The organism is Yimella sp. cx-51 (assembly GCF_017654605.1).
In the GTDB taxonomy this organism is placed as follows: domain Bacteria; phylum Actinomycetota; class Actinomycetes; order Actinomycetales; family Dermatophilaceae; genus Yimella.
The window spans coordinates 1859699-1886142 of record NZ_CP072113.1 but is presented as its reverse complement, the minus strand read 5'-3'; the positions used below and the strand labels follow the sequence as shown (position 1 = coordinate 1886142).

The following is a 26444-nucleotide window of genomic DNA, read 5'->3' as shown; positions in this document are numbered from 1 at the left end:
TTACCCATCCGCGAGGATACGCATGAGCGCCCTAGTAGGTTCGGCTCCATGACTGATGCATCGCTGAAATCCTCCCCATTGCACGATCGGCACAAGGCGCTCGGCGCCAAGATGGCCGACTTCGGTGGCTGGGAGATGCCCATCGAATACCCCGGCGGTGGAGTGCTGCGTGAGCACACCGCGGTGCGTGAGCGAGTGGGCATCTTCGACGTCAGCCACCTGGGCAAGGCCTTGGTGAAGGGTGAGGGCGCGGCTGACTTCGTCAACCGTTGCTTCACCAACGATCTGCGCAAGATCGAACCGCCGAAGGCGCAGTACACCATGTGTTGTGACCAGGCCACTGGCGGAGTCGTCGACGACCTCATCCTTTATCTACACAGTGACGAAAAGGTCTTCCTGGTGCCCAACGCCGCTAACACCGCTGAGGTGGTGCGCCGGATGAATGAAGACCTGCCGGACGGCATCACGATCACCGATCAGCACACCGACTACGGCGTCATCGCCGTCCAAGGCCCCAAGTCGGTCGAGGTGGTGCAGGCGCTCGGTCTGCCGACCGACATGGAGTACATGTCGTTCACCGAAGCTGACTGGAACGGTAAGCCGGTCATCGTGCTGCGTTCGGGCTACACCGGCGAGAAGGGCTTCGAACTCGTGCCGCGCTGGGAAGACACCCCGGCCCTGTGGGATGCCCTCGTAGAAGCGATGGAGCCCTTCGAGGGTCTGCCGTGTGGTCTGGGTTCGCGCGACACGCTGCGCACCGAGATGGGTTACCCCCTGCACGGCAACGACCTGTCGATGGACATCACCCCGAACATGGCCCGCTCGGGCTGGGCCGTCGGCTGGAAGAAAGATCAGTTCTGGGGCAAGGACGCACTCGAAGCGCAGAAGGCCGCCAAGGACTACCGCCTCACCTGGGGCCTGCTCGTGACCGGACGCGGTATCCCGCGCTCCCACTGTGAGGTGAAGAACGCCGACGGCACGGTCATCGGAGAGGTCACGTCAGGCACCATGTCGCCGACCTTGAAGCAGGGCATTGCGCTCGCGCTGCTCGACCGCGACGTCGCCGAGGGCACCGAGGTCGTCATCGACGTCCGGGGTCGCGCCGTCGAGGCGAAGGTGGTCAAGCCGCCGTTCGTCCAGGTCGAGACCGCCTGACGAATATCAGGATCGGCGAGGCGAGTCTTCAGCCCACCAGGGGTGCGTCGGACAGGTCGAGCACCCGTCCGGCGACCACCAGGTGGGTGCGCTGGCTCGCCTCGCTGATGATGGAGTTCACTCTGCCCAACACGTCCTGATAGACGCGTGAGTGGTGGTTGCTCGGGACCGGTGACATGCCGATCTCGTGGGAGACCGCGACGGCGTCGTAGGGCGCATCCGACCACAGCGCGGCGAGTTCGTACGCGGACTCCTCGGCCTTGCCCAAGGAACCGTCGAGGTCGTCCCAGCTGTTCCACTCGTTGAGCAGCGCGACCACCCACGTGCCGAGGCAGTCGATGAGGACGGGGGTGCGTGCGCGCAGGATCGCCCGGGTGGGGTCATTCGTGTCGACCTGCGTCCAGTCGGACGCCTGGACGGGCTCGCGTGGACCGTGGATCTGGGTGGCCTTGCCTTCGGTGGCGTCCTGGCCACCGGCGTTCAGCACGGTGACTGCAGGATTGGCTTGCAGCAGCCGCCGCGCATAGCGCGTCTTTCCGCTGCGTGTGCCACCGAGCACCAAGGTCGTCGCCATCGCCTCACCTATCCGTCGCTCAGGTCGAGCGACCCTCGAAAAGTCCGATCCGGGTCTGCCCGACACCTTAGTTGCCCGCCATCACGCGTGCGCCGCGAGCTTGCCGACGACACGGGTGGACCAGCTGGCGGGGTTGCCTGAACAGTGCTCTGCGCGCTGTGTCACACTGGCCCGACATTTCGCGGGCACCCTCCGCGATCATTCACAGGAAGTGCGCCGCCACCCTCCGGCGATCCGACTCTCCTGGTGCACAAAGCCAATCGCCGACGCGCCAGGTGGCCAGGTCTATTTCTCGGAGGTGGAGACTCTGTCTGCCATGACTCATTCTGCAAACAAGCCCGACACGTCCGGCCCGGTGTTCGCCGCCCACGAAGGCGGAAAGCTCGAATCGGTGCCCAGCAAGCCGTTGCGCGATCGCGCCGACCTCGCTCTGCTCTACACCCCGGGCGTCGCCGACGTCTGCCGCGCCATCGCCCAAGACCCCGACTTGTCGTTCCGCTACACCACTCGGCGCAACACCGTCGCCGTGATCACCGACGGCACGGCGGTGCTCGGCCTCGGCGACATCGGCCCCGTCGCAGCACTGCCGGTGATGGAGGGCAAGTCGGTGCTGTTCAAGCACTTCGCCGATGTCGACTCCGTGCCGGTCTGCCTGGAGACTGGCACGGTTGAGGAGATCGTCGAGGCAGTGGTGCGGCTGGCTCCAACCTACGGCGGCATCAACCTCGAGGACATCTCAGCGCCGCGCTGCTTCGAGATCGAGCGCCAGCTCAAGGAGCGGCTCGACATCCCGGTCTTCCACGACGACCAGCACGGCACCGCCATCGTCGCGCTCGCTGCGCTGATCAATGCTGCGAAGGTGGTCGGGCGCGAGCTGTCGTCGCTGCGGGTCGTGGTCGGGGGAGCGGGAGCGGCTGGTGTCGCGATCGCCAACATCTTCGGCCGCGCCGGCATCAAGGACGTCGTGGTCTGCGACTCGCGCGGCATCATCGAGCCACAACGTCTCGACCTCGTCGACCACAAGCGCAAGCTCGCCTCCACCACCAACCCTCTGGGTCTGCGCGGTGGCTTGGGTGACGCGCTGCTGGATGCCGATGTCTATGTCGGTGTGTCGGGCGGCACGGTGCCTGAGGCCGACGTCGCCAAGATGGCCGACAACTGCATCATCTTCGCGCTGGCCAACCCCGACCCGGAGGTGCACCCGACCGTGGCGCACAAGTACGCCGCTGTCGTGGCGACCGGCCGGTCGGACTTCCCGAACCAGATCAACAACGTCCTTGCCTTCCCGGGCCTGTTCCGTGGTGCGCTCGACTCCGGGGCGCCGCAGATCACCGAAGCCATGAAGGTGGCGGCGGCTGAGGCGATTGCGTCCCTGGTGGAGCACCCGACCGCCGAGGAGATCGTCCCGAGCGCCTTCGACGACCGGGTCGCCCGCACGGTGGCCAAGGCCGTGGCCGACCTCGCCTGACGTACACATGAAAGCGGCGCCCTCCCGAGCCGGGAGGGCGCCGCTCTTCGTAGGTGCGACCGACTACTTGCGGCCACCGCCGAGCAGATCTCCGAGGATGTCGCCGAGTCCGCCGGGCAGGCCACCCTGGCCGTCCGCCGAGCCCTGACCCGCGCCACCGGCCATTCCGCCGAGCAGGTCGCCCAGGATGTCACCGAGGCCACCCGTGCCCTGACCGGTGGACGAGCCGTCACCGGCGGGTGCCTGGCCGCCGGCCTGTCCCGCGCCTCCACCGAGCACCTTGCCGGCGAGGTAGTTGAGCACGATCGGGGCGAGGATCGGCAGCAGCTTCTTCAGGATGTCGCTGCCCGCGCCGCCCTCGAGGCCACCGATACGGTTCACGACCTCGTCCTGCTGGGCGCCGAACACGTGGCTGACGATCTTCTGGCCGTCCTGGGTGTCGACGGCATCCAACGACTTGACCTGACCCTGGTGTTCGCCGAGCGCGTCGTAGAGCGAGGCTGCTCCCTGCTCGTCGGACGCGTTCGCCTGCAGCCCGCCCAGCAGGGTGGGGATGAGCTGCTCCGCGGCCTGACGGGTGGTGTTCTCGTCGGCGCCGACCTGTGCGGCCAACTGGTCCATCGGGATCTGGGAGAGGATGTCCTCGCGCGCGTCCATGCGTACTCCTGTCTCTGGGCCGTCACCGCTGACGACCTGCGCGCTCACCCTAATGTCCATCCACCGACCGGAGGGTCGAGACTGCGGATTACCGTGGCGGCATGAACGAATGGACCTGGGCCTACGAAGGCGGCGGACAGGGCTTCTCGGCTGGATTCCCCACGCAGGCCGAGGCCGAAGCCTGGCTCGCCGAGCACTGGCAGGAACTCGCCGACGCCGGTGTCACGGCAGTCACCTTGCGACAAGCCGAGGTGGATGTCTACGGCCCGATGTCGTTGGCAGACAGCTGAATCGGCGTTCGGTCACCCTAGGGAATCAAGGATCCGATCGACAGCCCGCTGCGGCGACAGGGTCGTCACGTCGAGTTGGAGCGCGTCATCGGGCGGCGGCAATAACGGACGGTCCAACAGCTGCCGCAGGATCAAGGGGTCGAGCAGTTTCGCCCGCTTCGCTCGGTCGTGGTTGCCGACGCGGCTCAGCAGTTCATCGTGATCGGCGATCAACCACACCGGCACGAACTTCGCCCCTCGTTGCGCTGCGACACCGCGTAGGCGCTCGACCAGGGCAGCGTTGTCCGGGGCGTCGGTCAGCCAGTGGGTGAAGACGTGGCTGAATCGCGGGTGTGCTGCCACTGTTGCTTCCAGCACCACGTCGAGAATGCGAGCCCGCAATTGATCTGTCGGTTCGATGGGCTCGCCGCGGTGCACGCCCATCGGTACGAAGACGGGGTCGCTGATGAGGTGGTTGTCGACCACGATCGCGTCGGCGCGGCGCGCCAATTCACTGGCGATGGTCAGCTTGCCGACGGCCGGAGGGCCGACCAAGTAGAAGAACTCGCTCACGCAGTCCATCTTGTCCGGTCGGCCCCGTCGGCTGCGATTCAGACCAGGTGTGAGGTGGCGCCTCCGTCCACGACATAGGTCGAGCCGGAGGAGAAGCGCGACCGGTCGGACGCCAGGAACGACACCACGCCGACGATGTCGTCGACATGGCCGAGGCGCCCTTGCACATGGCCGATGTAGTCGTCGAAGGAGACCGGCAGGATCGCCTCCAGCGCCGACTTGTTGTCATTGACCATGTCGGTGTCGACCCAACCCGGACACACTGCATTGACCCGGACGCCGTAGTCGCGCATCTCGATGGCTGCGGTCTTCGACAGCGAGACCACTCCGGCCTTTGCCGCGCCGTAATGGCCGGTGGCGGGGGAGCCGCCGACGGCCTTGATCGAGGCGATCTGAGCGCGAACCTACAGCCGTGAGCCGTGAGGCGGGAAGGGTTTGTCAGGACAAAGAATCAGCAGCTGATCAGCGGGGTGCTTCGCCGCGCTTGACCTGCGGCTTCGGCATGCGCGACAGGCGCATCTGGAAAGCACGCATGATCGCGTACGAGCGCGAACCCTTGGGCGGGTCCTCGTTGAAACGCGCACGAATCTGCTTCTTCAACCGGCGCCACAGCAGCACGCAGTCAATCACTCCGACCGCGATCACGACCCAGACCAGGACGAGTGCGCCCATCTGGAAGCTGCGATTGGGGACGACGGTCATGACCAGCACGATGAGCATGAGCGGCAGCAGGATTTCGCCGATGTTCCAGCGACTGTCGACGGTGTCGCGGATGAAACGCTTGATCGGGCCGCGGTCGCGCTTGGGCAGCGCGTTCTCGTCACCGCGGGCGAAGGCCTCGCGCGACTTCAGCCGCTGCGCGCGGGCCTCCTGCTTGGCCTGCTTCTTGGCGGCGTCGCGATCGGCCGGCACCAAGGGCTGGCGGCGGGCCGCTTCCTGGTCGCGTCGCTTCGGAGTGGGGCGACCCTTCTTCTGGGGCACACCGGGCACCGCCGTCGTCTCCTCGACTTCGAAGTTTTCGACGGTGGGCTCTACGGATTCTTTGCGGCGACCGAACACGAGGCCTGATCCTACGTTGCCGCGCGGATCTGCCGAAGTGTGGCTGGTTACGGTGGTGTCGTGAGCAACGATCGCCTCGAAACCCTGCGTCATCGCGTCCACGAACTCATGCCCCAGGTGCGGGCCGACCTGGAGGCGCTGACACGCATCCCCAGCGTGTCACTCGATTCCTTCGACCAGAAGCATGTCGACGACAGCGCCGAAGCGGTGGCGCAGCTGCTGCGCGCAGAAGGTATGGACGTGCGCATCGTCCGCGAGGGCGGGCGGCCAGCTGTGATCGGTCGTATCCCGGCGCCGGACGGTGCGCCGACGATCACGCTGTACGCCCATCACGATGTGCAACCACCCGGCGCGGACGATGACTGGCACACCCCGCCCTTCGAGCCGACCGAACGCGACGGACGCCTCTACGGCCGCGGCGCGGCCGACGACAAGGCGGGCATCATGGCCCACCTCGCGGCCCTGCGCGCCCACGACGGCACACCGCCGGTCGGGGTCAACGTCTTCGTCGAAGGCGAGGAGGAGATCGGCTCCGATTCGCTGGCCACGGTGCTGGACAAGCACGGCGACCTCTTGGCCGCCGATGCGATCGTGCTCGCCGATTCCACCAACTGGGAGGTCGGCGTCCCGGCCCTCACCACCACTTTGCGCGGCATGATCCGCGTCGTGGTGCAGGTGCGCACGCTCGACCACGCCATTCACTCCGGCATGTACGGCGGTGCGGTGCCCGATGCCATCACCGCGCTGGTGCGAGTGCTGGCCACCATGCACGACGCCGACGGCAATGTCGCCGTCGATGGTCTGTCGCAGGGAACCGCCGCTGACCTGGACTACGACGAGGCCCGGCTCCGACTCGAGAGCGGACTGCTCGATGGCGTCTCGACGATCGGCTCCGACTCGATCCTGTCGCGGCTGTGGACCAAGCCGAGCATCACCACCATCGGTATCGACGCCCCGAGCGTCGACACCGCATCCAACACGCTGGTGCCGTCGGCGCGGGCCAAGGTGTCGATGCGGATCGCCGCAGACGAAGACCCGCAGCACGCCTATGAGTTGCTCAAGCAGCACCTGACCGACAGCGCCCCGTGGGGTGCGCAGGTCGAGGTCAGCCTCGACGACGAGGGCGCGGGATTCAACGCGGACGCGCAGGGTCCCGTCTACGACATCACCCGCTCCGCATTCCGCGACGCGTGGGAGGGGCAGGAGCCGGTCGACATCGGTGTCGGCGGCTCCATCCCGTTCGTGGCGGCTTTCGCAGAGAAGTTCCCGCAGGCTGCGATCCTGGTCACCGGCGTCGAAGATCCCGACAGCCGCGCGCACGGCGCCAACGAAAGCCTGCACCTGGCGGAGTTCGAGCGTGTCTGCCTCGCTGAAGCGCTCCTGCTCGATCGACTCGGAAAGGCGGTCACCTCATGACCGAGAAGAACAAGGGCTACGTCGAAGCGTCCTACGAACGCGACACCCGCTACCTCAACGACCGCATCACGGCCGATGCCGCAGGGGACTGGCCGGTCGAACCCGGCCGCTATCGCCTCGTCGCGGCTCGCGCCTGCCCGTGGGCCAACCGCACGATCATCGTGCGCCGTCTGCTCGGCCTGGAGGACGTCCTCTCCATGGGCCTGACCGGCCCCACCCACGACTCCGACAGTTGGACCTTCGACCTCGACCCCGGACAGGTCGACCCGGTGCTGCGCATCGCGAAACTCAAAGACGCCTACGAGAAGCGCCAGCCCGGCTACCCACGGGGCATCACCGTGCCGGCCGTGGTGGAGGTGGAGAGCGGCAAGGTTGTCACCAACGACTTCGCCCCCATGACACTCGACTTCAGCCTGCAGTGGACGCAACACCACCGCGACGGTGCACCTGATCTCTACCCCGAACACCTGCGGGCCGAGATGGACGAGGTCATGCGCCGCATCTACACCGAGATCAACAACGGCGTCTACCGCTGCGGTTTCGCCGGCGAGCAGTCGTCCTACGACAAGGCCTACGACCGGTTGTTCACCGCCCTCGACTGGGTGAGTGAACGACTGGAGGGGCAGCGGTATCTGATGGGCGAGACCATCACCGAGGCCGACGTGCGGCTGTTCACCACGCTGGTGCGCTTCGACCCCGTCTACCACGGCCACTTCAAGTGCAATCGCAGCAAGCTCACCGAGATGCCGGTGCTGTGGGCCTACGCACGTGACCTGTTCCAGACTCCGGGTTTCGGCGACACCGTCGACTTCGAGCAGATCAAGCAGCACTACTACGTGGTGCACCGCGACATCAACCCCACCGGCATCGTCCCCAAGGGCCCGGAGTTGCTCGACTGGGGCACCGCGCACGGACGCGAGTCCCTCGGCGGCCGTCCCTACGGCGACGGCACGGCGCCCGGTGCGATCGCCGAGGTCGAGCGGGTGCCGGTCGCGCACAACCCGATGCTGGGTGACGACGGTCAGTTGTTGGTGCGAACGCCAGGCGCGTGAACGATCTGCTCGACCGTCTTTCGGCGACGACTCCGCCCGACCGTGCGGTGCTGATCGGATGCTTCGCGATCGCCCTGGTAGCGGCGCTCGTCCATGAGATCAGCAGGGTCACCCGTCATCTGGTGACCCTGCTGCACGAAGGCGGCCACGCATTAGTCGCCTTGGCGAGCGGCCGCTCGCTGCATGGTATCCGGTTGCATTCGGACGCCTCCGGTGTCTCGGTCTCCAGTGGACGGCCGTCCGGCCCCGGAATGATCGCCACCCTCCTGGCCGGCTACCTCACTCCGCCGCTGGTCGGACTGGCCGGTGCCTTCGCCGTGACGGCAGGCTGGTCGAACGCCTACCTCTGGGCCGTGACCCTGCTCTGCGCGGCGATGCTGCTGCAGATCCGCAACGTGCACGGCTTGTGGGTGGTGCTGATCAGCGGCGTGACCATCGGGCTGGTCACGTGGTTCGGCACCGACGTGGTGCGCTCCGCGCTCGCTGCAACCCTGGCGTCCTTCCTGTTGATCAGCGGTCCGCTGGGAATGATCGACCTGTGGCGGGCGCGGCGTCGCCCGGGACGTGCACGCTCCGATGTCGACCAGCTCGCAGCGATCAGCGTGCTGCCGGCGGCGATGTGGTGGTCGGTGATGATGGTGTGTGCTGTCGCGATGGTCGGACTCGGTGCGTTGCGCCTGCTGCGCTGAGCAACACTGATCCCATGCGTGTACTCGTCGCCGCCGATCGATGCGGCGCCCTCACCTCGATCGAGACGACGACACTGATCGCCGACGGGTGGAGGCAGGTGGCCCCGCATGTCGAGGTGGTGCAGTTGCCGCAGGGCGACGGTTCGCTCGGCACCGCGCAGCTGTTGGCCGAAGCTGCCGCGCCTGGAGTCACTCTGCTCGGCACCGACACCGCTGTTCCGGTGTTCCGTGACGGCTCACGTGCATGGCTCGATGCCCCGTCTGTCGCCGATGCCGTGGAGTCCGGATCGGATGCACTGGGTCACGCCGTGCGCGACCTGCTGGGCGACGGCATCACCGAACTCGTCATCGGCCTCGGCGCCACCGGCCCGTTGGACGGTGGGCGTGGCCTGGTGGCCACGCTCGCCGGATCTGCTGACGAACAGGGACTTCAGAACGCAGCGCGCAGGCTCGAAGGCGTGCGGGTCACGGCAGTCGTCGCCACCGATCGGCAACTGCTCGGATTCCACGGCGCCTGCTACAGCGCGGTGGAGGAAGCCGGCATCACCAAGGAGTCGGCCCAAGTCGCCGAACAACGCATGGGGGAGTGGCTCGACGTCGTTCGCGCGGCGTTGCCCGCGAAGCGAGACCTGTTGCAGGGCAAGGACATTCGTCCGGAACGACAGCCGGGCGCGGGGGCAGCCGGCGGACTCGGATTCATCCTCGGTGCGCTCGGGGCCCACCTGGCGCCCGGGCCTTCGTATGTCGCACGGGCGACTGACCTGGCCGGGCACGTCGCGTCCGCGCAGTTGGTCGTGACCGCCACCGGAGTCTTCGACTGGCGCGTGCTCGAACACAGCGTCCCTGCCGAAGTCACCGGCATCGCCGCGCACAGTGCGACACCGGTGGTGGTGCTCGCCGACGAGGTGCACGTCGGCCGACGCGAACAGATGTCGCTGGGTCTGCAAGGTGCCTACTCGATCCAGCAGTCAGGCTGGAATCGCCGCGGCGAGGTCGACGCAGCCGAGCTCAGTGCAGGACTTACGTCGTTGGCTGCCAGGGTCGCAGGCACCTGGACGCCCGCTCCTCGCGACGACGTACGCTAGGTGAGTTCGCACATCCGGGAAGAAAACGGCAGGACGCCTGGTTGCACCCGGCGGACGCCCCTGGACCGCACAGGTTCAGCCACACACTGCACGATCACGAAGGAACGTGAGACATGAGCATCGACAGCAATGCCGCGCAGAGCGCCGCTGACACCCAGACCCACGGTGTCGTCCTGACCGACGTCGCCGCTGCCAAGGTCAAGAGCCTGCTGGAGCAGGAAGGCCGTGACGACCTGCGTCTGCGCATCGGCGTCCAGCCGGGCGGTTGCTCCGGCCTGATCTACCAGCTCTACTTCGACGAGCGCACGCTCGACGGCGACCTGGTGCGCGACTTCGACGGTGTCGAGGTGGTCGTCGACCGCATGAGCGCGCCGTACCTCGACGAAGCGACGATCGACTTCGCCGACACCATCGAGAAGCAGGGCTTCACCATCGACAACCCGAACGCCGGCAGCAGCTGCGCGTGTGGAGACTCCTTCTCCTGACCGACGCATCCACTGCTGACACTGATGGCCCCCGGAGAATCCTCCGGGGGCCATCAGCATGTTCGGGCTCGATCAGCCCCAAGCCTTCACCGCAAGTGCGGCGGGTTCAGGCCCGGTGAGTGGGCAGTAGCGCCACACCAGATCGAAGGTCGGCTCCGACCCGCTGCGATCGAGGATCAAACGGAACCGGTGCGGCGTACGGATTGCCACCACCTCCGCCACGAAGCGGTCGCTGGTCTCCCAGCCGCCGCGCGAGGTCAGCGCGAGCGTTCCTCGATCGCCGAATTCGAGTTCGCTGGTCGCCCAGTCGTCCGCGCCGATCGTGATCCCGAACCCGCCGAGGACCGCTGAATCCAAGGTCGCCGTCCATCCTGCGTCCGTGCTGTTCAGCCTCAGCCCGGTCCAGTGGGAGGGGAAGCGCCCAGAACGCCCGTACGGATCACGGCGCTGCTCGATCAGACCGGCCCGCCCGGCGATCACCTCTTCGACCTCGCCGAGCACGTCGGAGCGTTCGTCACGGGGCGGCAGCAGCGACATCGAGCCCAGGCGTTCGGCCAACAGTGCGTCGGAGTCGGCGGAACCAGGACGGTCGACCGCGGGTAGGACGTGCTGCCACAACAGGTCCAGGATGCGCTGCATGTCGGCGGTCTCCGCAGTGATCGCGATCGCCATGCGCTGGTGGGGCAGGACGATCGCGAACTGACCGAACGCACCGTCACCGCGATAGCCGTGGCGTGCATTCCAGATGCTGAAGCCGTACCCCTGATCCCAGTCCGGGTCGGCCTCCGGGTCGCGGTTGGAGGGGCCGAATGGCGTGCGAGCCCGGCGCACCCAGTCGGCCGAGAGCAGTTGCGCGCCTTCCCAACGTCCCTCGTTCAGGTAGAGCTGAGCAAGCTTGAGCAAGGTTTCAGTGGTGGCGTGGACGCCGGTGAAACCCAGGGCGTTGCCGGCGGAATCTGTCTGGGTGGCGACGTCGCCGATACCCAACGGGTCGAAGAGGCGGGGTCTGAGGTAGCCCAGCAGCGACTGGCCGCTCACGTGCGAGACCACCCGCGACAGCAGGTAGGTGGCCACCTGGTTGTAGGCGAATGTCGACCCCGGTTCGTGGTCGAGATCGGTACGCAGGATGAGATCGATCCAGTCGACGTCCGCCGGTTGCCACGCGGCATCGAACGCCCCGGCGGTCGCCCGACCCCAGGCGTCGTCGTCGTGACCGAGGGTCATTGACAAGCAGTGCGAGATCGTGGCGTCCTGCCACCAGCCGTGCACGAGTGAGCGGTCTGTCTTCAACAGCCACCAGGGCAGGCGGTCGAGCACCCGGTCGCGCAGATCGAGCTTTCCTTCGTCCACGAGCAGCCCCACGGCAGTCGCGGTGACCATCTTGCTGCACGAGTACAACAGGTGCACCTGATCGCCGGAGTAGGGAGCGGCCCAGCCCTGCGCGATCACCTGACCGTCGCGGGAGACCATGAGCGAATGGAGGTCGCAGCCTTGCTGTTCGGCTGCGTCCAAGAACTCGATCAGCCCGCGGGCATCGATGCTGACTTCGTGGGCGGTCGCACGAGGAAGATTCACGCGGCCAGGCTATGGGCGGGTGACACCTTTGCGTGCGGCGCGGGTAGGTTTTCGCCCATGAAGATCGCCGTCACCGGGTCCATCGCCACCGATCACCTCATGACCTTCCGCGGTCGCTTCGCCGATTCGTTGGTGGTCGAGCAGTTGGACAAGATCTCCGTCAGCTTCCTCGCCGACGACCTGCAGATCCGCCGGGGCGGCGTGGCGGCCAACATCGCGTTCGGCATGGGCAACCTCGGCGTCCGTCCCATCCTCGTGGGCGCCGTCGGCGAAGATTTCGACGACTACCGCTCGTGGCTCGAGCGCCACGACGTCGACTGCGAGTCGATCCACATCTCCGAGACCAAGCACACCGCGCGCTTCGTCTGCACCACCGACGACGACATGGCGCAGATGGCCACGTTCTACGCCGGCGCGATGTCGGAGGCACGCGAGATCGAACTCGCCCCGGTCGCGGCGCGCGTGGGCGCACTCGATCTGGTGCTCGTCGGCCCCAACGACCCCGAGGGCATGCGGCGCCACACCAGTGAATGCCGCACCAGGGGCATCTCGTTCGTCGCCGACCCCTCGCAGCAGTTGGCCTTCGGTGATGGTCCGCTCATCCGTGAATTGATCGACGGGGCGACCTACCTGTTCACCAACGAGTACGAAGCGCAGCTGGTGCAGCAGAAGACTGGCTGGTCCGCCGACGAGGTGCTCGACCGTGTCGGTGTGCAGGTCATGACCAAGGGCAAGGACGGCGCAGCGGTGCTGCGCAAAAACGCCGAGCCCATCGAAGTGCCGGTCGCAGGAGAGCGGGCCAAGGTCGATCCCACCGGTGTCGGCGACGCCTTCCGCGCCGGGTTCCTGTGCGGGCTGGCGTGGCAGCTCGACCTGCGCCGCTGTGCCGAGATCGGGTCGATGCTCGCGACGTACGTCGTCGAGACCGTCGGCACCCAGGAGTACGACCTGAAGGCAGGGGAGTTCCTCGACCGTTTCGAGCAGGCGTACGGCGCCCAGTCGCGCAGCGAGATCGAGCCGCACCTGCGTCGAGGCTGAACGAGGCCGCGCGTGCCCAGCCGCGCACCCGCCCCGGTGCCGCCATCCCGCTTCGACTTCGGTTTCGCCGATTCCGACGAGGTCGACTCGATGTCCGGCGATCTGGTCATTGCCGGCGGCGACCTCGAACCCGGCACGCTGCTCAGCGCATATCGCCACGGCATCTTCCCGATGGGCCTGGGTGACGGTGGCGCCCCACCGCTGGGTTGGTGGTCACCGCAGGTGCGTGGCGTGTTGCTGGCCGGCGATCACCACGTGTCGCGGTCGTTGCGCCGCAGCCGCGCGAAGTTCGAGGTGACGGTCGACGCCGCCTTCGAGCAGGTCGTGTCAGCCTGCGCCGATCCGCAGCGGGATGGCGCCTGGATCACCCCGCAGATCGCCCGGGCCTACGGGCGCCTGCACGAACTCGGGTGGGCACATTCGGTCGAGGTGTGGGACGACGAGGGCCTCGCCGGCGGGCTCTACGGCCTCAGCATCGCCGGTCTGTTCGCGGGGGAGTCGATGTTCCACCACCGCACGGACGCCGGAAAGATCGCGCTGTGGGAGCTGGTCCGGATCGTCTTCGACGACCACGGTCATGACCGCATCATCGACGTCCAGTGGAACACCCCACACCTAAGCACGCAGGGCGTGCGCGATCTGCCCAGGCGTGCTTACCGACGACGGCTCGACGTCGCACTGCGCCAGTCGATTCCGGCCGGCCTGCGCTGAAACGCCCACCCTGGTGAGGAACGCATTCCGATCGGGTCACAGGACAGGCCGATCGGCCACCCTGAAGGCGCGAACGAACAATGCTGGGATATGGTTTCTGCGTGCCTGGAACCAATCGAAGCCCCGTCGCGGGGTCGTCACGTCAGCGGATGCGTACGCACCTGATCCGTGCCGTCGGTCTCGGCGGAGCAGCGATGCTCCTGACCGGGTGCACCGAGTATCAGAAGCGCGGCTTCCTCCCCAGGGGCGTCACCGAGGTCTCGCCCGACATCACCGACTTCTGGGTGGCCACGTGGTCGTGGGCTCTCGGAGTCGGCGTTGTGGTGTGGGCCTTGATGTTCTGGTGCATGGCGCGTTACCGCCGCAAGAAGACCGACACCGGTCTTCCGCCGCAGGTCGCCTACCACGTGCCGATCGAAATTCTCTTCACCGTCGTCCCGATCTTCATGGTGGCCGTGCTCTTCGGTAAGACCGTCGAGGTCGAGAACAAGATGCTCGACACCTCGCAGAAGCCCGATGTCACCGTCAACGTCGTCGGCAAACAGTGGAGCTGGGACTTCAACTACGTCAACGACAAGGTGTACGACGCCGGTCTGCAGGCCGTCATGGACGGTAAGCCGGGCGCTGAGAAGACCATCCCCACGCTGTACCTCCCGGTCAACAAGCGTGTGGAGTTCGTGCTCACCGCGCGTGACGTCATCCACAACTTCTGGGTCATCCAGTTCCTGCAGAAGATGGACATGATCCCGGGCCGGGTCAACAAGTTCCAGGTCACCCCGACCGAGATCGGCACCTACCAGGGCAAGTGCGCCGAACTCTGCGGCGCCTACCACTCGCAGATGCTGTTCAACGTCAAGGTCGTCAGCCAGGACGACTACAACAAGCACATCAACCAGTTGCGTACCAAGGGCAACACCGGCTTCCTGTCCAACTCCATGGCACGCAAGGGCTCCAACCTCGCGCCGGGTGAGCAGCAGTACCTGCCGGCCGGCCTGACCAAGGACGACGTCGTGGAAGGAACCAACTGATGGCTACCACCACCCCGGTCGGCGCCCAGGTGGGCGGCGACGGCGGTCGCGCACCGATCCAGCGCCACCCCGGCCGCACGGTCGTGAAGTGGATCACCTCCACCGACCACAAGGTCATCGGCAACCTCTATTTCATCAGCTCGATGGCGTTCTTCCTGCTCGGCGGCGCGCTCGCGCTGATGATCCGTGCTGAGCTCTGGCAGCCCGGTCTCAACGTGGTCGACAACCCCGAGCAGTTCAACCAGCTGTTCACCATGCACGGCACGATCATGCTGCTGTTGTTCGCGACGCCGCTGTTCGCCGGCTTCGCCAACGCGCTGGTGCCGCTGCAGATCGGGTCACCCGATGTCGCCTTCCCGCGCCTGAACATGTTCGCGTACTGGATCTACCTTTTCGGCGGACTCATCGCCGTTTTCGGCTTCCTGACGCCGCAGGGTGCCGCCGCATTCGGTTGGTTCGCCTACGCGCCGCTGAGCAACTCCACCTTCAGCCCGGGTCTGGGTGGAAACCTCTGGATCTTCGGTCTGGGACTGGGTGGTTTCGGCACGATCCTGGGTTCGGTCAACTTCATCACCACGATCGTCTGCATGCGCGCACCGGGCATGACGATGTTCCGGATGCCGATCTTCGTCTGGACGGTGCTGATCACCTCGATCCTCGCGCTGGTCGTCTTCCCGGTGCTTGCCGCCGCGATGTTCGGCCTGGGTATGGACCGCGTCTTCGGCGCACACATCTTTGCCCCGGAGACTGGCGGAGCGATGCTCTGGCAACACATGTTCTGGTTCTTCGGTCACCCAGAGGTCTACATCATCGCGCTGCCGTTCTTCGGCATCATTTCCGAGATCGTTCCGGTGTTCAGCCGCAAGCCGATCTTCGGTTACAAGTCGCTGGTGATGGCGACGATCGCGATCGCTGCACTGTCGGTCAGCGTGTGGGCACACCACATGTACGCCACCGGTCAGGTGCTGCTGCCGTTCTTCGCCGTCATGACCATGCTCATCGCGGTGCCGACCGGTGTGAAGTTCTTCAACTGGATCGGCACGATGTGGGGAGGCTCGATCAGCTTCGAGACCCCCATGTTGTGGGCCCTCGGCTTCCTGGTCACCTTCCTGTTCGGTGGTCTGACCGGTGTCATCCTGGCCAGCCCGGCGCTCGACTTCTCGTTGACCGACTCCTACTTCGTGGTGGCCCACTTCCACTACGTGGTGTTCGGCACCGTGGTCTTCGCGATGTTCGCCGGCTTCTACTTCTGGTGGCCCAAGCTCACCGGACGCATGCTCAACGAGACGCTGGGCAAGATCCACTTCTGGCTGTTGTTCATCGGCTTCCACATGACCTTCCTCATCCAGCACTGGCTGGGCGTCGACGGTATGCCGCGCCGCTACGCCGACTACCTACCCGAGGACGGCTTCCAGTTCATGAACCAGGTCTCCACGGTAGGTTCGTTCATCCTGGGTGTCTCGATGCTGCCGTTCTTCTACAACGTCTGGAAGACCTGGCGCACCGCACCCTTGGTGGAGACCGACGACCCGTGGGGCTACGGCGCATCGCTGGAGTGGGCGACCTCCTGCCCGCCACCGCGTCACAACTTCAACTCGATCCCCCGGATCCGCTCCGAGCGTCCGGCGTTCGACCTCAACCACCCCGAGGCCGCGCCAGCAACGGTGCGTCCGTCTGACAAGGTGCTGGCCGACATCGCCGCCGGCCGGGAAGGCGCACAGCGATGAAGACAGAAGCAAGGCTCTTCTACGGCGTCGGAATCTTCATCACCCTTGTCTTCCTGCTCTACACCTTCTGGACGATGAACGATGTCCGTGGCATCGAGCCGGTCGGAGTCGCAGCGCTCCTGCTCACCGCGGGCCTGTTCTTCATGTGCGGCTTCTTCCTGAGCTGGTCGGGCAAGAAGAGCGACCCGCGCCCGGACGACGACCCGGACGGTGAAATCTCCGAGATCGAAGGCGACTTCGGTTTCTTCGCCCCCCACTCGTGGTGGCCGCTCATTCTCGGTTTCGCCTGTGCACTGCTGATGTTCGGTGCGGCCGTCGGATGGTGGTTCGTGATCTTCTCCGTGCCGGTGCTGCTGATCGCAGTCATCGGTTGGACCTTCGAGTTCTTCCGCGGCGAAAACTCCGTCTGATCTGAACAAGCACACGCGAAGAAGCCCCAGGCATCGTTCTGGGGCTTCTTCGCGTGGTGTTGGGGCTTGCTAGCCCCAACCGAGTTCGTGCAGCCGGTCGTCGTCGATGCCGAAGTAGTGACCGATCTCGTGCAGGGTGGTCACCCGGATCTGTTCCACGAGGTTGTCCCGATCACGGCTGTGTCGCGTGAGTGGACCCTGGAACAGGTAGATGCGGTCGGGCATCGAACCGTAGTGGTAGCTGTCGAGGCGCTCAGGAAGAGGGATGCCCACGTACAGCCCGAGGAGGTCTCCGTGCGGGGGACGCTGCTCATCGGTGGGTTCGTCCTCGATGAGGAAGACCACGTTGTCGAGACGGTCGAGCAGCTCCTGCGGGATCTCGTCCAGGGCGTCCGCCACGACGTCCTCGAACTGCTCCCTGCTCAACGCAGCAGTCACGTCAGTTGCCTGGGCTGCCTGGTCGGTTGGAAGGCGCCGTCCCGCAGCTTCGGGACGCCGTTGCTGGCGTTCAGTTGGCCGATCAGGTTGAGATCGTCGCCGTACCCCTTGGCCAGGAGCTCCAGGCCGCTGCTGACGGTCTTCAACCGTCCGGCCAGCGATCGCTTGACGGCGCGGTATGCATCAACGGCCGATTCGGCCTCCGGGGAGCGGGCCTCGGCCGGCAGTCCGCACAGGATGGCTCCGGCACCCCAGAAGTCCTCGTTGGCGACGCGCATCGTGCCGTCGGGCCAGCGTTCGCCGGCGGGCACGACCAGCACCTCACCGCCGCGAGCGAGGTGCTCTGCCGCGTATTCGCCGACCGCGCGGGCATTGCGCAAGCAGCCAGCGACCACCTCGGCACCGGTCTCGGCAAGCACCGCGCTGATGGTTGAGCCGTTCGGCGAAGGAAGCACCAGCGCCTTGAAAGGATCGGCCGCCAGGATCGAGGCGGGGGAGAGGGACAGTTCTCCGGGCGGATCGCCGACGCTCCGGGGTCCGCGGTGCCCAGCCAGCACCGCACCCGTGCGCTGCGCCAGGTGGCCGGCTCCTGCGTCGTGCCACCGGTAGGGGTAGACCAACGCGCCGCGATCGGTGGCCATGGAGACGCAGGTGGTGAAGCTGCAGACGTCAACGACCACCGCGAGAAGTGGTGTAGTGGCGGCGTGCGCCGCGTAGCGGGCTCCGGACCCTCCCCAGACGCACCGAACCGGCCAGTTGCCCTGGAGCAGCGCAGGATTCACGTCACTCTTCATCAAAGCAGCCAGCCGGTTCGGTGGTCAGGACAGTGCGGGATCAGTGCGTGTCGCTGGTCTCGCGGGGAGCGTAGGCGCTGTTGTCACCGAGCTGCTGGGCAGCACCAGCACCCTTGAAGTGGCCGAACTCGTCGGTCTTGGTGCCGGCGATCGCAGCCTGCTCCAACGCCGCCGCGTGCGCGTCGTCGTCGTGGTGGGCCTCAGCCAGTTCACGCGGGGTGACCGGCTCGATGCGGTCGGCGAAGTAGAAGTGTGACAACTTCGCCCGCAGCTTCTCACCCTTGGCAGCCTTGCGGCGCACCCCGTTGGCGTCGGCGTCCGCACCTGCCTCGAACGGACGGTGCGAGATGTACGACACCAGCGGCCAGCGCTTGTACTCGTCGATCGGCTCGTGTGCTTCGAAGAAGCGACCCTCGGCGGTACGCACGATGCGTCCGGTTTCGCGGCCGTGCAGCACCAGGTCGCGGTCGCGGCGCTGCAGGCTCAAGCAGATGCGTTTGGTGACCCAGAACGCGATGAGCGGCCCGACGAAGACGAAGACCCGGAAGAAATACGTCAGGTCGTTGATCGACATGTGCAGCTTGATGGCCATGAGGTCGTTGCCGGAGGCGAACAGAAGCACGAAGTAGAAGGTGATGAACGCCATTCCGATGCCGGTACGGGTCGGCGCGTTGCGCGGGCGGTCAAGCAGGTGGTGCTCCTTGGTGTCGCCGGTGACCCAGCGCTCCAAGAACGGGTAGATGCCCATCGCGGTCCACATCAACGGAATGAGCAGCACTGCGCCGATCATGACGTTGAAGCTGTAGGTGTGACCCAGCAGGTTGAACTCCAAGAAGCCTGGTAGCAGACGCAATGCACCGTCTGCGAAGCCCATGTACCAGTCGGGCTGCGAGCCAGCCGTCACCTGGGTGGGTTCGTACGGACCGTAGGCCCAGATCGGGTTCATCGTCACCAGGCCCGAGATGAGCGCGATGATGCCGAACACGATGAAGAAGAAGCCACCGGCCTTGGCCGTGTAGACCGGCATCAACGGGAAGCCGACGACGTTCTTCTCGGTGCGGCCGGGCCCGGGGAACTGGGTGTGCTTGTGCACCATCACCAGCAGGATGTGCGCGGTGAACAGACCGATCAGCGCGGCCGGCAGCAGCAGGACGTGCACGGTGAACAGTCGGGGGATGATCGCCTCACCGGGGAAACCGCCGCCGAACAGGCCGTAGGCGATGTAGGAACCGATCACCGGCACGCTGAGGATGAAGCCCTGCGCCGCACGGATGCCGGTGCCCGACAGCAGATCGTCCGGCAGCGAGTAGCCGGCGAAGCCCTCGATCATCGCGAGCATGAACAGCAGCAGGCCGATGACCCAGTTGATCTCACGCGGCTTGCGGAATGCACCGGTGAAGAACACCCGGAACATGTGCAACATGATCGAGACGACGAAGATCAGCGCGCCCCAGTGGTGCATCTGGCGGATCAGCAGACCGCCTCGGATGTCCATCGAGATGTTGACCGTCGAGGCGAAGGCCTCCGACATCGGAATACCGCGCAGCGGCACGTAGGAGCCGTCGTAGACCGTGTGGCCCATGCTCGGCACGAACCAGAAGGTCAGGAAGGTGCCGGTGATCAGCACGACGATCATCGAGTACATCGCGATCTCGCCGAGCATGAAGGACCAGTGGTCGGGGAAGACCTTCTTCATGAGGAACTTCGCCGCACCAGCAGCTCCGGTGCGCTCATCGACCCAGTTGCCGATGGCGCCAGCCGGGCCGCCGCCCTTCTTGGGGGCGTCGGTGCGGTCGTCCGCGCGCAATGCGTCGGCGGGGCGGGTTGAGGCGGTACTCATGCAAGCTCCCAGAAGCTCGGGCCGACCGCTTCGTCGAAGTCACCGTCGGCAACGAGGTAGCCCTCGTCGTCAACCGAGATCCTCAACTGCGGCAGCGGACGCTTGGCGGGACCGAAGATGACCTTGCAGTCCTGCGTGAGGTCGAAGGTGGACTGGTGGCACGGGCAGAGCAGGTGGTGGGTCTGCTGCTCGTAGAGGCCCACCGGGCATCCGACGTGGGTGCAGATCTTGGAGTAGGCGACGACGCCGCCCAGGCCCCAGTCCTTCTGCTTCTGCGACCGGATCTTCTCCTCATCGAGGCTGATCAGGATCACCGAGGCCTTGGCCTTCTCGTTCATCGGGTGCTCGGTGTCGTTGACACCTTCGGGCAGCACGTGGAAGACCGAGCCGAGAGTGACATCGGACAGCCGGATGGCCGTGCCGTCGGGGTCGCGCATCAGCCGGCGCTTCTTACCGTTGAGCTGCTTACCCCACAGGGTGACCTCAAGGTCGTTGCGCGGCAGCGGGCCCATCGAGCCGAGGAGTTGCAGACCGAGGGGCAGGGCGAACAGGCCGAGCGCGCCACCCATGGTCATCTTGATCAGCGGGCGACGGGTGATCTGGGTGGATTCACCGGCGTCGCTGAGGATCTTGGTGACGGCGCCACGGGTTTCGTCGTCGGAGCGCAGCGGGTGGCGCTCCTCGATGATCTCCTCGTCCGACATCAGGGTCTTGGCCCAGTGCACAGCGCCAAGACCGATGAACAGCACCGAGAAGCCCAGCGTCACACCGAGCGCGGTGTGCACGGCCATGACCGGGCCGGTCAGCGGCAAGGTGATGACGGCGTCCTTGTCGATGGCGAAGTAGGCCACGATGAAAAGGACGGTGAACAGCATCGACAGCCCGAACATGGCCGCGACCTGGGTCTCGGACCTCTTGGCGGCCTTCTCGTCGGTGTCACCGTGCCGGTGGATGTGCGGCGGCAGGCCGGGGTTGTCGAACGAATCGGGCAGGTTGCCGTGATCGTGCGAAACCACATCGGTGCCGGTAGCGCCCGGTTGGACGTCGTGGGTCACTGAGGCTTCCTTGTCGGGAGTGAGATCGGACATCAGGCGGCCTTCTTACCCAGCCAGACGGCAGCGCCGATGAGCAGGCCGATGAAGATCGTCCAGGCGAACAGACCGTCAGCCACCGGGCCGAGGCTGCCCATGTTGTGGCCGCCCTGGGCCGGCTCGGACTCGAGGTACTTCAGGAACGAGATGATGTCCTGCTTGTCCTGCGGGGAGAGGTTGGAGTCGTTGAAGACCGGCATCGACTGCGGTCCGGTGACCATGGCCTCGTACATGTGCTTACCGCTGACGTTCATCAGCGACGGGGCGTACTTGCCGCGGGTCAGCGCACCGCCGGAGCCGGCGAAGTTGTGGCACATCGCGCAGTTGACCCGGAACAGCTCGCCGCCCTTGGCGACGTTGCCGCCGCCTTCGGTGTACTGCTTGCTCGGGACGCCCGGGCCATCACCCAGCGAGGCCACGTAGGCGGCCAGCGCTGCGGTCTGCTTGGGGTCCATCTGCGGCATGTTGCGGCCGGCCTGCACGCCCGGCTGCTGCATCGGCATACGGCCGGTACCAACCTGGAAGTCGACAGCTGCGGCACCAACACCGACCAGCGACGGACCGTTGGGGCCACCGGCGGCAGCGCTGCCGTGGCAGCTGGCGCAGTTGGCGAGGAAGAGCTGCTTGCCCTGGCTGACCTTGTCCTCGGAGGCAACAGCCCCCGCGGAGGCCGCAGACGCGTCCGCGCTCTTGGGCGCGAACACGGCGTACAACCCGCCGACCATCACCAAGCCGAGCAGGAGCACGACCAGGAGAGCTGCGGGATGCCGGCGACGGGCGGCGATGGAACTCACGAATTTGTCCTGTCGTCGATGCGGGCGGAAAGAGTGGGGGTCACTTCAGCAGGTAGATCGTCGCGAACAGGGCGATCCACACGACGTCGACGAAGTGCCAGTAGTAGGAGGTGACGATCGCGCCCGTGGCCTGGGTGTGGGTGTAACGGCGCGTGGTGAAGGTGCGGCCGATGATCAGCAGGAATGCCACGAGGCCGGCGGTGACGTGCAGGCCGTGGAAGCCGGTGGTCATGTAGAAGACCGAGCCGTAGGCGTCGGAGTTCATCGAGATGCCGTGGGCGTGCATCTCGGAGTACTCCAGCACCTGACCCGACACGAAGATGGCGCCGAAGATGTAGGTGAGGGCGTACCACTCGCGCATGCCCCATTTGCCGACCTGCAGGAGCTTGCCGGTGCGTGCCGGCTGACCGGCCTCCGCCTTGAACACGCCGAGCTGGCACCAGACCGAGGAGATCACCAGGATCAAGGTGTTGACCGTCGCGAAGGGCACGTTCAGCGCCTCGGTGCGGCTCTCCCACAGATCGGGGGCCACTGCGCGGATCGTGAAGTACATCGCGAAGAGGCCTGCGAAGAACATCAGCTCGCTGGAGAGCCAGATCATTGTCCCGACGGCCGTCGTGTTCGGTCGAGTCACCGAGCGGGATGCCCCGGGGGTGCTCGAGGGAGCTGTAGTTGCTGTCGCCACAGCGCCATTATGGCCCCATCGGGGCGCACATGCGCGACCGACCCCCGATTTCGTGAACTTCCCGTGACTCAACGGGCAAGGTCACGCGATCGTGCCCGTCGTACTTGGCGGATTCCTTGCGTTTCACAACGATTGCCCGATCGCGGCGGATGGGACCGGAGGTGCGACGCTGCGGCGTCAGAGGGTCGGTAGCATCGTCGCCATGAGTTCGAACGTCCCGGTTCCTGCGGCCACCGCCGACCGCTCCGAGCAGCCCTCGGGGCCGCGTCAGTTGACCGTCCTGCTCTACAGCGACGACAGCGCCACCAGGGACGCAGTCCGCGTCGGTGTGGGGCGTCGTCCCGCGAAGGACGTCGAGATCGTCGCCTGGCGGGAGTGCGCCACTGCCGCTGCGGTTATCGACGCCGTGGAGAAGGAGCACTACGACCTGCTCATCCTCGATGGTGAAGCGGTGCCCATGGGCGGCCTCGGCCTCACCCGACAGTTGAAGAATGAGATCGAGAACTGTCCGAAGGTGCTGGTGCTCACCGGGCGCGCTGCCGACGGTTGGTTGGCCTCCTGGTCCATGGCCGAGGCGGCTGTGCCGCACCCGCTCGACCCGCTGGCGCTGTGTAACACGATCGCCACCCTCGCCCGACAGGACTGAACGGGTGTCTGTCCAGCTGACCTGGTCGGACGTCCTCACCACCCTCATCCAAGGCACGGATCTCACGCTCGAGCAGAGCTCGTGGGCGATGGACGAGATCATGTCCGGCAATGCCACGCCTTCGCAGTTGGCGGGATTTCTTGTCGCCCTGCGCAGCAAGGGCGAGACGGTCGCCGAGTTGCGTGGGCTGGCCGACTCGATGGTCGAACACGCGGTGCCGATCGTGGTCGACGGCGAAACCCTCGACATCGTCGGCACCGGCGGTGATCGTGCCCACACGGTCAACATCTCCTCGATGGCGTCCATCGTCTGCGCCGGGGCTGGGGCGAAGATCGTCAAGCACGGCAACCGTGCCTCGTCATCCTCCACCGGTTCGGCCGACGTGATGGGGGCGCTCGGCGTTCGTCTCGACCTCACCCCTGCGCAGGTGGTGCAGGTGGCGCAGGACGCCGGCATCACCTTCTGCTTCGCGCAGACCTTTCACCCGAGCATGAGACACGCCGCCGCGACCCGCCGTGAGATGGGCATCGCGACGGCCTTCAACGTGCTCGGACCCATGACCAACCCCGCCAACCCGCGCTATCGGGCGGTCGGTGTCGCCGACGCACGCGTCGCCCCCTTGGTAGCAGGCGTGTTCGCCGAACGCGGTCAGGCCGCTGCCGTTTTCCGCGGTGACGATGGACTGGACGAACTCACCTTGTCGACCGCCTCAACGGTCTGGTGGGTGCACGACGGCGAGGTCACCCAGCACACCGTCGATCCGGTCGAACTCGGTCTCGATCGTGCGCCGCTGGAGTCCCTACGCGGTGGAGACAGTGAATACAACGCTGGTGTGGTGCGTGAACTGTTGGCCGGTGCGACCGGCCCGGTGCGCGACGCGGTGCTCCTCAACGCCGGCATCGCTTTGGCGGTGATGGCTGCCGGCTCCGGCGGCACGTTCGGCGAGAGCGACGACCTCAACGCCGCGTTGCGCCGTGGCATCGAGTCCGCGCGGGTGTCGATCGATTCCGGTGCGGCTGCAGCGGCGTTGGACCGTTGGGTCGCTGCGACCCAGCAGGCTTGAGACCCACCTACTCCAGACCGAGGGCGAACGCTGCCCCCAGGTCGTCCTTGGAATAGGTGCGGAAAGCGATGTGGGTGCGCGAATCGATCACGCCTTCGACCTTGTTGAGTCGGTCGGCGATGACGTCGGCGAAGTCTTCGTGACGTGCCACCTTCGCGACCGCGATCAGGTCGACATCGCCGGTGACCGAGTAGACCTCGCTGATGCCCTCGATCTCGGCGATCGCGGCAGCGACCTCGGGGATGCGGTGGACATCGGCTGAGATGAGAACAATGGCGGAAATCACATCCTCACCTTATCGCTGGCGCCGTCCATGAGCGTCTCGAGTTGGCTGCGCGAGGCACCGGCACCGTTGACGGGGCAGGTCCACACGATGTCTGCATGGACGATGCGCACGCCGGGTTGTTCGAGCCAGTGCAGCACCTTCTCGGTTTCTTCCGGCAGCGCTGCAGGAGCGGGTGCGACGGGCGCCGCGACCACCTCCGCTGTGTCACACATGGCCTTGACATAGGGCATCGGGTCGGCGCCACGCGGGGTGAGGGTGGTGCCCGCGAAGCGGCCGTAGCGAACACAGACGATCTCCCAACCACCGGCTGCGCCCGGGCGAGCCGCGACGACCTCCGATGCACTCGCCAGTGGCGCGATGCGCTGCGACCTGGCAGCTCCGCGCACGAAGGACATCAGCCGGTCGCGCACCTCGGCGGCATCCTCGTAGCGATCGTCCCGGCTCAGGGAGTGCATGCGATCGGTGAGCCTCTCGACCACTGGCCGTGCGTCCTCGGTGAGGAATCGCGCTGCTTCGTCTGCCACCAGTGCGTAGTCGTCGACGCTCTGCTCGCCGATGCACGGTGCGCCGCAGCGCCCGAGGTCGTAGAGCACGCACGCCGTCGACGACGAGCTCTTGGTCGACAGCCGCTTGGTGCACTGCCGCAGCGGGATGACGTCGTGCAGGGCGGTCATCGCTTGCTCGGCTGCTGACTTGGAGGCGAACGGGCCGGCGTAGATGGAGGAGTCGGTGCGCACCGTGTTGACGACCGACAATCGGGGGAAGGGTTCATCGGTGAGCTTCAACCAGACCGCACGCTCGGGGTAGCGAGATCGCCGGTTGAAGCGCGGCTTGTGTTCGGCGATGAGGCGCAGTTCCCGCACTTGCGCCTCCAGGGCCGTCTGACAGACGATCGGTGTCACCTGCTCGGCGAGCTGCACCATGTCACGCATGCGACGGCGCTTCTCGCTCTCGGTGAAGTAGCTGCGGACCCGCCGCTTGATGTCGACGGAGGTGCCGACGTAGAGCACTTCTCCGCGGAAATCCTTGAAGGCGTAGACGCCCGGCGCCGCGGGCAGGCCATCGGCGAGCACGCGCTTGCGCCGCTGCTGCGGGGTGACGGTCTTGCTGTAGGTCTGCAATTCCTCAAGCGTGTGCACACCGAGGTTGCCCACCCGTTCCAGCAACGCGTGCAGGACGTCGACGGTCGCTTGCGCATCGTGCAGTGCGCGGTGATCGGGGGTGGTCGAGGCGCCGAAGAGGCGAGCAAGTGACCCGAGTTTGCGGTTGGGGGCTTCGTCCTTGGTCACCAGTTGGCGGGCCAGATGCGCGGTGTCGATGACGGTCGGCCGGGGCCACTGGGCGTGGGTGTCGCGGCAGGCTGCTTTGAGAAATCCGACGTCGTAGGGGGCGTTGTGAGCCACCAGCACGCAGCCTTCGAGGAAATCGAGCAGGGGTGGCAGCACGGCGCCGATGCGCGGGGATGACGACACCATCGCGTTGCTGATGCCGGTCAGCACCGACACGAAGGCCGGGATGGGTTCGCCGGGACGGACGAGGGTCTGGAATTCACCGATCACCTGACCACCGCGCACCTTCACCGCGCCGATCTCGGTGATGCCCGCCCCGCTCGCCGCGCCGCCGGTGGTCTCGAGGTCGAGCACGACGAAGGTGACCTCGGACAGCGGGGTGCCGAGGTCGTCCAGCGTGCCCTGCACCGCGACGGGCGAATTGAAGGCGGGCGAACTCATGCCGGGCACGTTAGTTCGGGGTACCGACAACCTTCTCCGGGCAGGAGCCGGGGGAGGTTGTCGGTGGTCGGTCGTAGCGTCTGGGACAGCTCGAAGTCGGATCACT

Annotated in this window: 29 protein-coding genes; 15 read left to right on the top strand and 14 right to left on the bottom strand. The window is 66.3% G+C overall.

Annotated elements, in window-relative coordinates:
- The first annotated feature begins 48 nt into the window (after positions 1-48).
- Positions 49-1155: a glycine cleavage system aminomethyltransferase GcvT gene (gene gcvT, locus J5M86_RS09040; protein ID WP_188060954.1), complete on the top strand. Its 1107-nt coding sequence runs from the start codon at positions 49-51 to the stop codon at positions 1153-1155.
- A 28-nt stretch (positions 1156-1183) separates the two neighbouring features.
- Here the strand turns inward: gcvT and J5M86_RS09035 are convergent, their stop codons facing one another.
- Complete coding sequence (locus tag J5M86_RS09035; protein ID WP_188060955.1) at positions 1184-1729, bottom strand: bifunctional adenosylcobinamide kinase/adenosylcobinamide-phosphate guanylyltransferase; 546 nt, start codon at positions 1727-1729, stop codon at positions 1184-1186.
- A gap of 316 nt (positions 1730-2045) precedes the next feature.
- Between J5M86_RS09035 and J5M86_RS09030 the strand changes: the two genes are divergently transcribed.
- The gene (locus J5M86_RS09030) at positions 2046-3197 is read left to right on the top strand and encodes an NADP-dependent malic enzyme (RefSeq protein WP_188060956.1); all 1152 of its coding nucleotides are present in this window, start codon (positions 2046-2048) and stop codon (positions 3195-3197) included.
- 63 nt (positions 3198-3260) lie between these two features.
- On the opposite strand, the gene J5M86_RS09025 is transcribed toward J5M86_RS09030, so the two are convergent.
- Positions 3261-3902: a DUF937 domain-containing protein gene (locus J5M86_RS09025; RefSeq protein ID WP_244328294.1), complete on the bottom strand. Its 642-nt coding sequence runs from the start codon at positions 3900-3902 to the stop codon at positions 3261-3263.
- Between the two features lie 53 nt (positions 3903-3955).
- On the opposite strand from J5M86_RS09025, the gene J5M86_RS09020 reads away from it, so the two are divergent.
- Positions 3956-4144, top strand: coding sequence for a hypothetical protein (locus J5M86_RS09020; RefSeq protein ID WP_188060957.1), 189 nt, complete (start codon positions 3956-3958; stop codon positions 4142-4144).
- Positions 4145-4156: 12 nt separating this feature from the next.
- Here J5M86_RS09020 and J5M86_RS09015 read toward each other — a convergent pair whose 3' ends face one another.
- The 3 genes from J5M86_RS09015 to J5M86_RS09005 form a co-directional block, all read right to left on the bottom strand.
- The gene (locus J5M86_RS09015; RefSeq protein ID WP_188060958.1) at positions 4157-4696 is read right to left on the bottom strand and encodes an AAA family ATPase; all 540 of its coding nucleotides are present in this window, start codon (positions 4694-4696) and stop codon (positions 4157-4159) included.
- 38 nt (positions 4697-4734) lie between these two features.
- On the bottom strand, positions 4735-5079 hold the full coding sequence (locus J5M86_RS09010; protein WP_244328564.1) for an SDR family NAD(P)-dependent oxidoreductase: 345 nt from the start codon (positions 5077-5079) through the stop codon (positions 4735-4737).
- Positions 5080-5158: 79 nt separating this feature from the next.
- Complete coding sequence (locus tag J5M86_RS09005; RefSeq protein ID WP_244328293.1) at positions 5159-5755, bottom strand: DUF3043 domain-containing protein; 597 nt, start codon at positions 5753-5755, stop codon at positions 5159-5161.
- Between the two features lie 108 nt (positions 5756-5863).
- Here J5M86_RS09005 and J5M86_RS09000 point away from each other — a divergent pair, with 108 nt between their 5' ends.
- The 5 genes from J5M86_RS09000 to J5M86_RS08980 all read left to right on the top strand — a co-directional run bounded on the left by J5M86_RS09000 (position 5864) and on the right by J5M86_RS08980 (position 10482).
- Positions 5864-7171 (top strand): dipeptidase, encoded by a 1308-nt coding sequence (locus J5M86_RS09000; protein WP_188061170.1) that lies wholly within the window; start codon positions 5864-5866, stop codon positions 7169-7171.
- Positions 7168-8223, top strand: coding sequence for a glutathione S-transferase family protein (locus tag J5M86_RS08995; protein ID WP_188060960.1), 1056 nt, complete (start codon positions 7168-7170; stop codon positions 8221-8223). Before J5M86_RS09000 ends, J5M86_RS08995 begins: the two co-directional genes overlap by 4 nt.
- Positions 8220-8912, top strand: coding sequence for a M50 family metallopeptidase (locus tag J5M86_RS08990; protein ID WP_188060961.1), 693 nt, complete (start codon positions 8220-8222; stop codon positions 8910-8912). The genes J5M86_RS08995 and J5M86_RS08990 overlap by 4 nt, the downstream gene beginning before the upstream one ends.
- Before the next feature lie 14 nt (positions 8913-8926).
- Positions 8927-9997 carry a glycerate kinase gene (locus tag J5M86_RS08985; protein ID WP_188060962.1) on the top strand — a complete coding sequence of 357 codons (1071 nt, stop codon included), beginning with the start codon at positions 8927-8929 and terminating at the stop codon, positions 9995-9997.
- A gap of 113 nt (positions 9998-10110) precedes the next feature.
- Positions 10111-10482: an iron-sulfur cluster assembly accessory protein gene (locus tag J5M86_RS08980; protein ID WP_188060963.1), complete on the top strand. Its 372-nt coding sequence runs from the start codon at positions 10111-10113 to the stop codon at positions 10480-10482.
- A 72-nt stretch (positions 10483-10554) separates the two neighbouring features.
- On the opposite strand, the gene J5M86_RS08975 is transcribed toward J5M86_RS08980, so the two are convergent.
- Positions 10555-12057 carry a serine hydrolase gene (locus J5M86_RS08975; protein ID WP_188060964.1) on the bottom strand — a complete coding sequence of 501 codons (1503 nt, stop codon included), beginning with the start codon at positions 12055-12057 and terminating at the stop codon, positions 10555-10557.
- Between the two features lie 57 nt (positions 12058-12114).
- Between J5M86_RS08975 and J5M86_RS08970 the strand changes: the two genes are divergently transcribed.
- The 5 genes from J5M86_RS08970 (at position 12115) to J5M86_RS08950 (ending at position 16971) form a co-directional block, all read left to right on the top strand.
- A complete protein-coding gene (locus J5M86_RS08970) occupies positions 12115-13095 on the top strand; it encodes a carbohydrate kinase family protein (protein WP_188060965.1) in 981 nt (326 codons plus the stop codon).
- 12 nt (positions 13096-13107) lie between these two features.
- A complete protein-coding gene (gene aat / locus J5M86_RS08965; protein WP_370587347.1) occupies positions 13108-13806 on the top strand; it encodes a leucyl/phenylalanyl-tRNA--protein transferase in 699 nt (232 codons plus the stop codon).
- Positions 13807-13955: 149 nt separating this feature from the next.
- The gene (gene coxB, locus J5M86_RS08960) at positions 13956-14834 is read left to right on the top strand and encodes a cytochrome c oxidase subunit II (RefSeq protein WP_188060966.1); all 879 of its coding nucleotides are present in this window, start codon (positions 13956-13958) and stop codon (positions 14832-14834) included.
- Positions 14834-16561, top strand: a complete 1728-nt coding sequence (gene ctaD / locus J5M86_RS08955) for a cytochrome c oxidase subunit I (RefSeq protein WP_188060967.1) — start codon at positions 14834-14836, stop codon at positions 16559-16561. The genes coxB and ctaD overlap by 1 nt, the downstream gene beginning before the upstream one ends.
- Positions 16558-16971, top strand: coding sequence for a cytochrome c oxidase subunit 4 (locus J5M86_RS08950; protein ID WP_188060968.1), 414 nt, complete (start codon positions 16558-16560; stop codon positions 16969-16971). Before ctaD ends, J5M86_RS08950 begins: the two co-directional genes overlap by 4 nt.
- 69 nt (positions 16972-17040) lie before the next feature.
- On the opposite strand, the gene J5M86_RS08945 is transcribed toward J5M86_RS08950, so the two are convergent.
- From J5M86_RS08945 to J5M86_RS08920, 6 genes are read right to left on the bottom strand one after another with little or no spacing between them, the layout of a single operon-like run.
- Positions 17041-17409: a metallopeptidase family protein gene (locus tag J5M86_RS08945; protein ID WP_244328292.1), complete on the bottom strand. Its 369-nt coding sequence runs from the start codon at positions 17407-17409 to the stop codon at positions 17041-17043.
- Positions 17406-18203 (bottom strand): 2-phosphosulfolactate phosphatase, encoded by a 798-nt coding sequence (locus J5M86_RS08940; RefSeq protein WP_188060969.1) that lies wholly within the window; start codon positions 18201-18203, stop codon positions 17406-17408. Before J5M86_RS08940 ends, J5M86_RS08945 begins: the two co-directional genes overlap by 4 nt.
- A gap of 40 nt (positions 18204-18243) precedes the next feature.
- Positions 18244-20043, bottom strand: a complete 1800-nt coding sequence (locus tag J5M86_RS08935; RefSeq protein WP_188060970.1) for a ubiquinol-cytochrome c reductase cytochrome b subunit — start codon at positions 20041-20043, stop codon at positions 18244-18246.
- Positions 20040-21131: a ubiquinol-cytochrome c reductase iron-sulfur subunit gene (locus J5M86_RS08930; RefSeq protein ID WP_188060971.1), complete on the bottom strand. Its 1092-nt coding sequence runs from the start codon at positions 21129-21131 to the stop codon at positions 20040-20042. Before J5M86_RS08930 ends, J5M86_RS08935 begins: the two co-directional genes overlap by 4 nt.
- Positions 21131-21928: a c-type cytochrome gene (locus tag J5M86_RS08925; protein ID WP_188060972.1), complete on the bottom strand. Its 798-nt coding sequence runs from the start codon at positions 21926-21928 to the stop codon at positions 21131-21133. Before J5M86_RS08925 ends, J5M86_RS08930 begins: the two co-directional genes overlap by 1 nt.
- Before the next feature lie 40 nt (positions 21929-21968).
- Positions 21969-22613 carry a heme-copper oxidase subunit III gene (locus tag J5M86_RS08920; RefSeq protein WP_370587348.1) on the bottom strand — a complete coding sequence of 215 codons (645 nt, stop codon included), beginning with the start codon at positions 22611-22613 and terminating at the stop codon, positions 21969-21971.
- Positions 22614-22815: 202 nt separating this feature from the next.
- Between J5M86_RS08920 and J5M86_RS08915 the strand changes: the two genes are divergently transcribed.
- Both J5M86_RS08915 and trpD read left to right on the top strand, forming a co-directional pair.
- The gene (locus tag J5M86_RS08915) at positions 22816-23259 is read left to right on the top strand and encodes a hypothetical protein (protein WP_244328291.1); all 444 of its coding nucleotides are present in this window, start codon (positions 22816-22818) and stop codon (positions 23257-23259) included.
- A gap of 4 nt (positions 23260-23263) precedes the next feature.
- Positions 23264-24322, top strand: coding sequence for an anthranilate phosphoribosyltransferase (gene trpD, locus J5M86_RS08910; protein ID WP_188060974.1), 1059 nt, complete (start codon positions 23264-23266; stop codon positions 24320-24322).
- A 7-nt stretch (positions 24323-24329) separates the two neighbouring features.
- Here trpD and J5M86_RS08905 read toward each other — a convergent pair whose 3' ends face one another.
- Positions 24330-24608 (bottom strand): Lrp/AsnC family transcriptional regulator, encoded by a 279-nt coding sequence (locus tag J5M86_RS08905; RefSeq protein ID WP_188060975.1) that lies wholly within the window; start codon positions 24606-24608, stop codon positions 24330-24332.
- Positions 24605-26338 carry a DEDD exonuclease domain-containing protein gene (locus tag J5M86_RS08900; RefSeq protein ID WP_188060976.1) on the bottom strand — a complete coding sequence of 578 codons (1734 nt, stop codon included), beginning with the start codon at positions 26336-26338 and terminating at the stop codon, positions 24605-24607. The genes J5M86_RS08905 and J5M86_RS08900 overlap by 4 nt, the downstream gene beginning before the upstream one ends.
- Positions 26339-26444: the final 106 nt, after the last annotated feature.

Coding starts and splice junctions, on each gene's coding strand:
- J5M86_RS09035 (WP_188060955.1), bottom strand. CDS start 1,729: ATGGCGACGACCTTGGTGCTCGGTGGCACACGCAGCGGAAAGACGCGC.
- J5M86_RS08915 (WP_244328291.1), top strand. CDS start 22,816: ATGAGTTCGAACGTCCCGGTTCCTGCGGCCACCGCCGACCGCTCCGAG.
- coxB (WP_188060966.1), top strand. CDS start 13,956: ATGCGTACGCACCTGATCCGTGCCGTCGGTCTCGGCGGAGCAGCGATG.
- J5M86_RS08995 (WP_188060960.1), top strand. CDS start 7,168: ATGACCGAGAAGAACAAGGGCTACGTCGAAGCGTCCTACGAACGCGAC.
- J5M86_RS09030 (WP_188060956.1), top strand. CDS start 2,046: ATGACTCATTCTGCAAACAAGCCCGACACGTCCGGCCCGGTGTTCGCC.
- J5M86_RS08935 (WP_188060970.1), bottom strand. CDS start 20,043: ATGAGTACCGCCTCAACCCGCCCCGCCGACGCATTGCGCGCGGACGAC.
- J5M86_RS08930 (WP_188060971.1), bottom strand. CDS start 21,131: ATGTCCGATCTCACTCCCGACAAGGAAGCCTCAGTGACCCACGACGTC.
- J5M86_RS08900 (WP_188060976.1), bottom strand. CDS start 26,338: ATGAGTTCGCCCGCCTTCAATTCGCCCGTCGCGGTGCAGGGCACGCTG.
- J5M86_RS08950 (WP_188060968.1), top strand. CDS start 16,558: ATGAAGACAGAAGCAAGGCTCTTCTACGGCGTCGGAATCTTCATCACC.
- J5M86_RS08980 (WP_188060963.1), top strand. CDS start 10,111: ATGAGCATCGACAGCAATGCCGCGCAGAGCGCCGCTGACACCCAGACC.
- J5M86_RS08940 (WP_188060969.1), bottom strand. CDS start 18,203: ATGAAGAGTGACGTGAATCCTGCGCTGCTCCAGGGCAACTGGCCGGTT.
- J5M86_RS08985 (WP_188060962.1), top strand. CDS start 8,927: ATGCGTGTACTCGTCGCCGCCGATCGATGCGGCGCCCTCACCTCGATC.
- gcvT (WP_188060954.1), top strand. CDS start 49: ATGACTGATGCATCGCTGAAATCCTCCCCATTGCACGATCGGCACAAG.
- J5M86_RS08970 (WP_188060965.1), top strand. CDS start 12,115: ATGAAGATCGCCGTCACCGGGTCCATCGCCACCGATCACCTCATGACC.
- J5M86_RS09000 (WP_188061170.1), top strand. CDS start 5,864: ATGCCCCAGGTGCGGGCCGACCTGGAGGCGCTGACACGCATCCCCAGC.
- ctaD (WP_188060967.1), top strand. CDS start 14,834: ATGGCTACCACCACCCCGGTCGGCGCCCAGGTGGGCGGCGACGGCGGT.
- J5M86_RS09020 (WP_188060957.1), top strand. CDS start 3,956: ATGAACGAATGGACCTGGGCCTACGAAGGCGGCGGACAGGGCTTCTCG.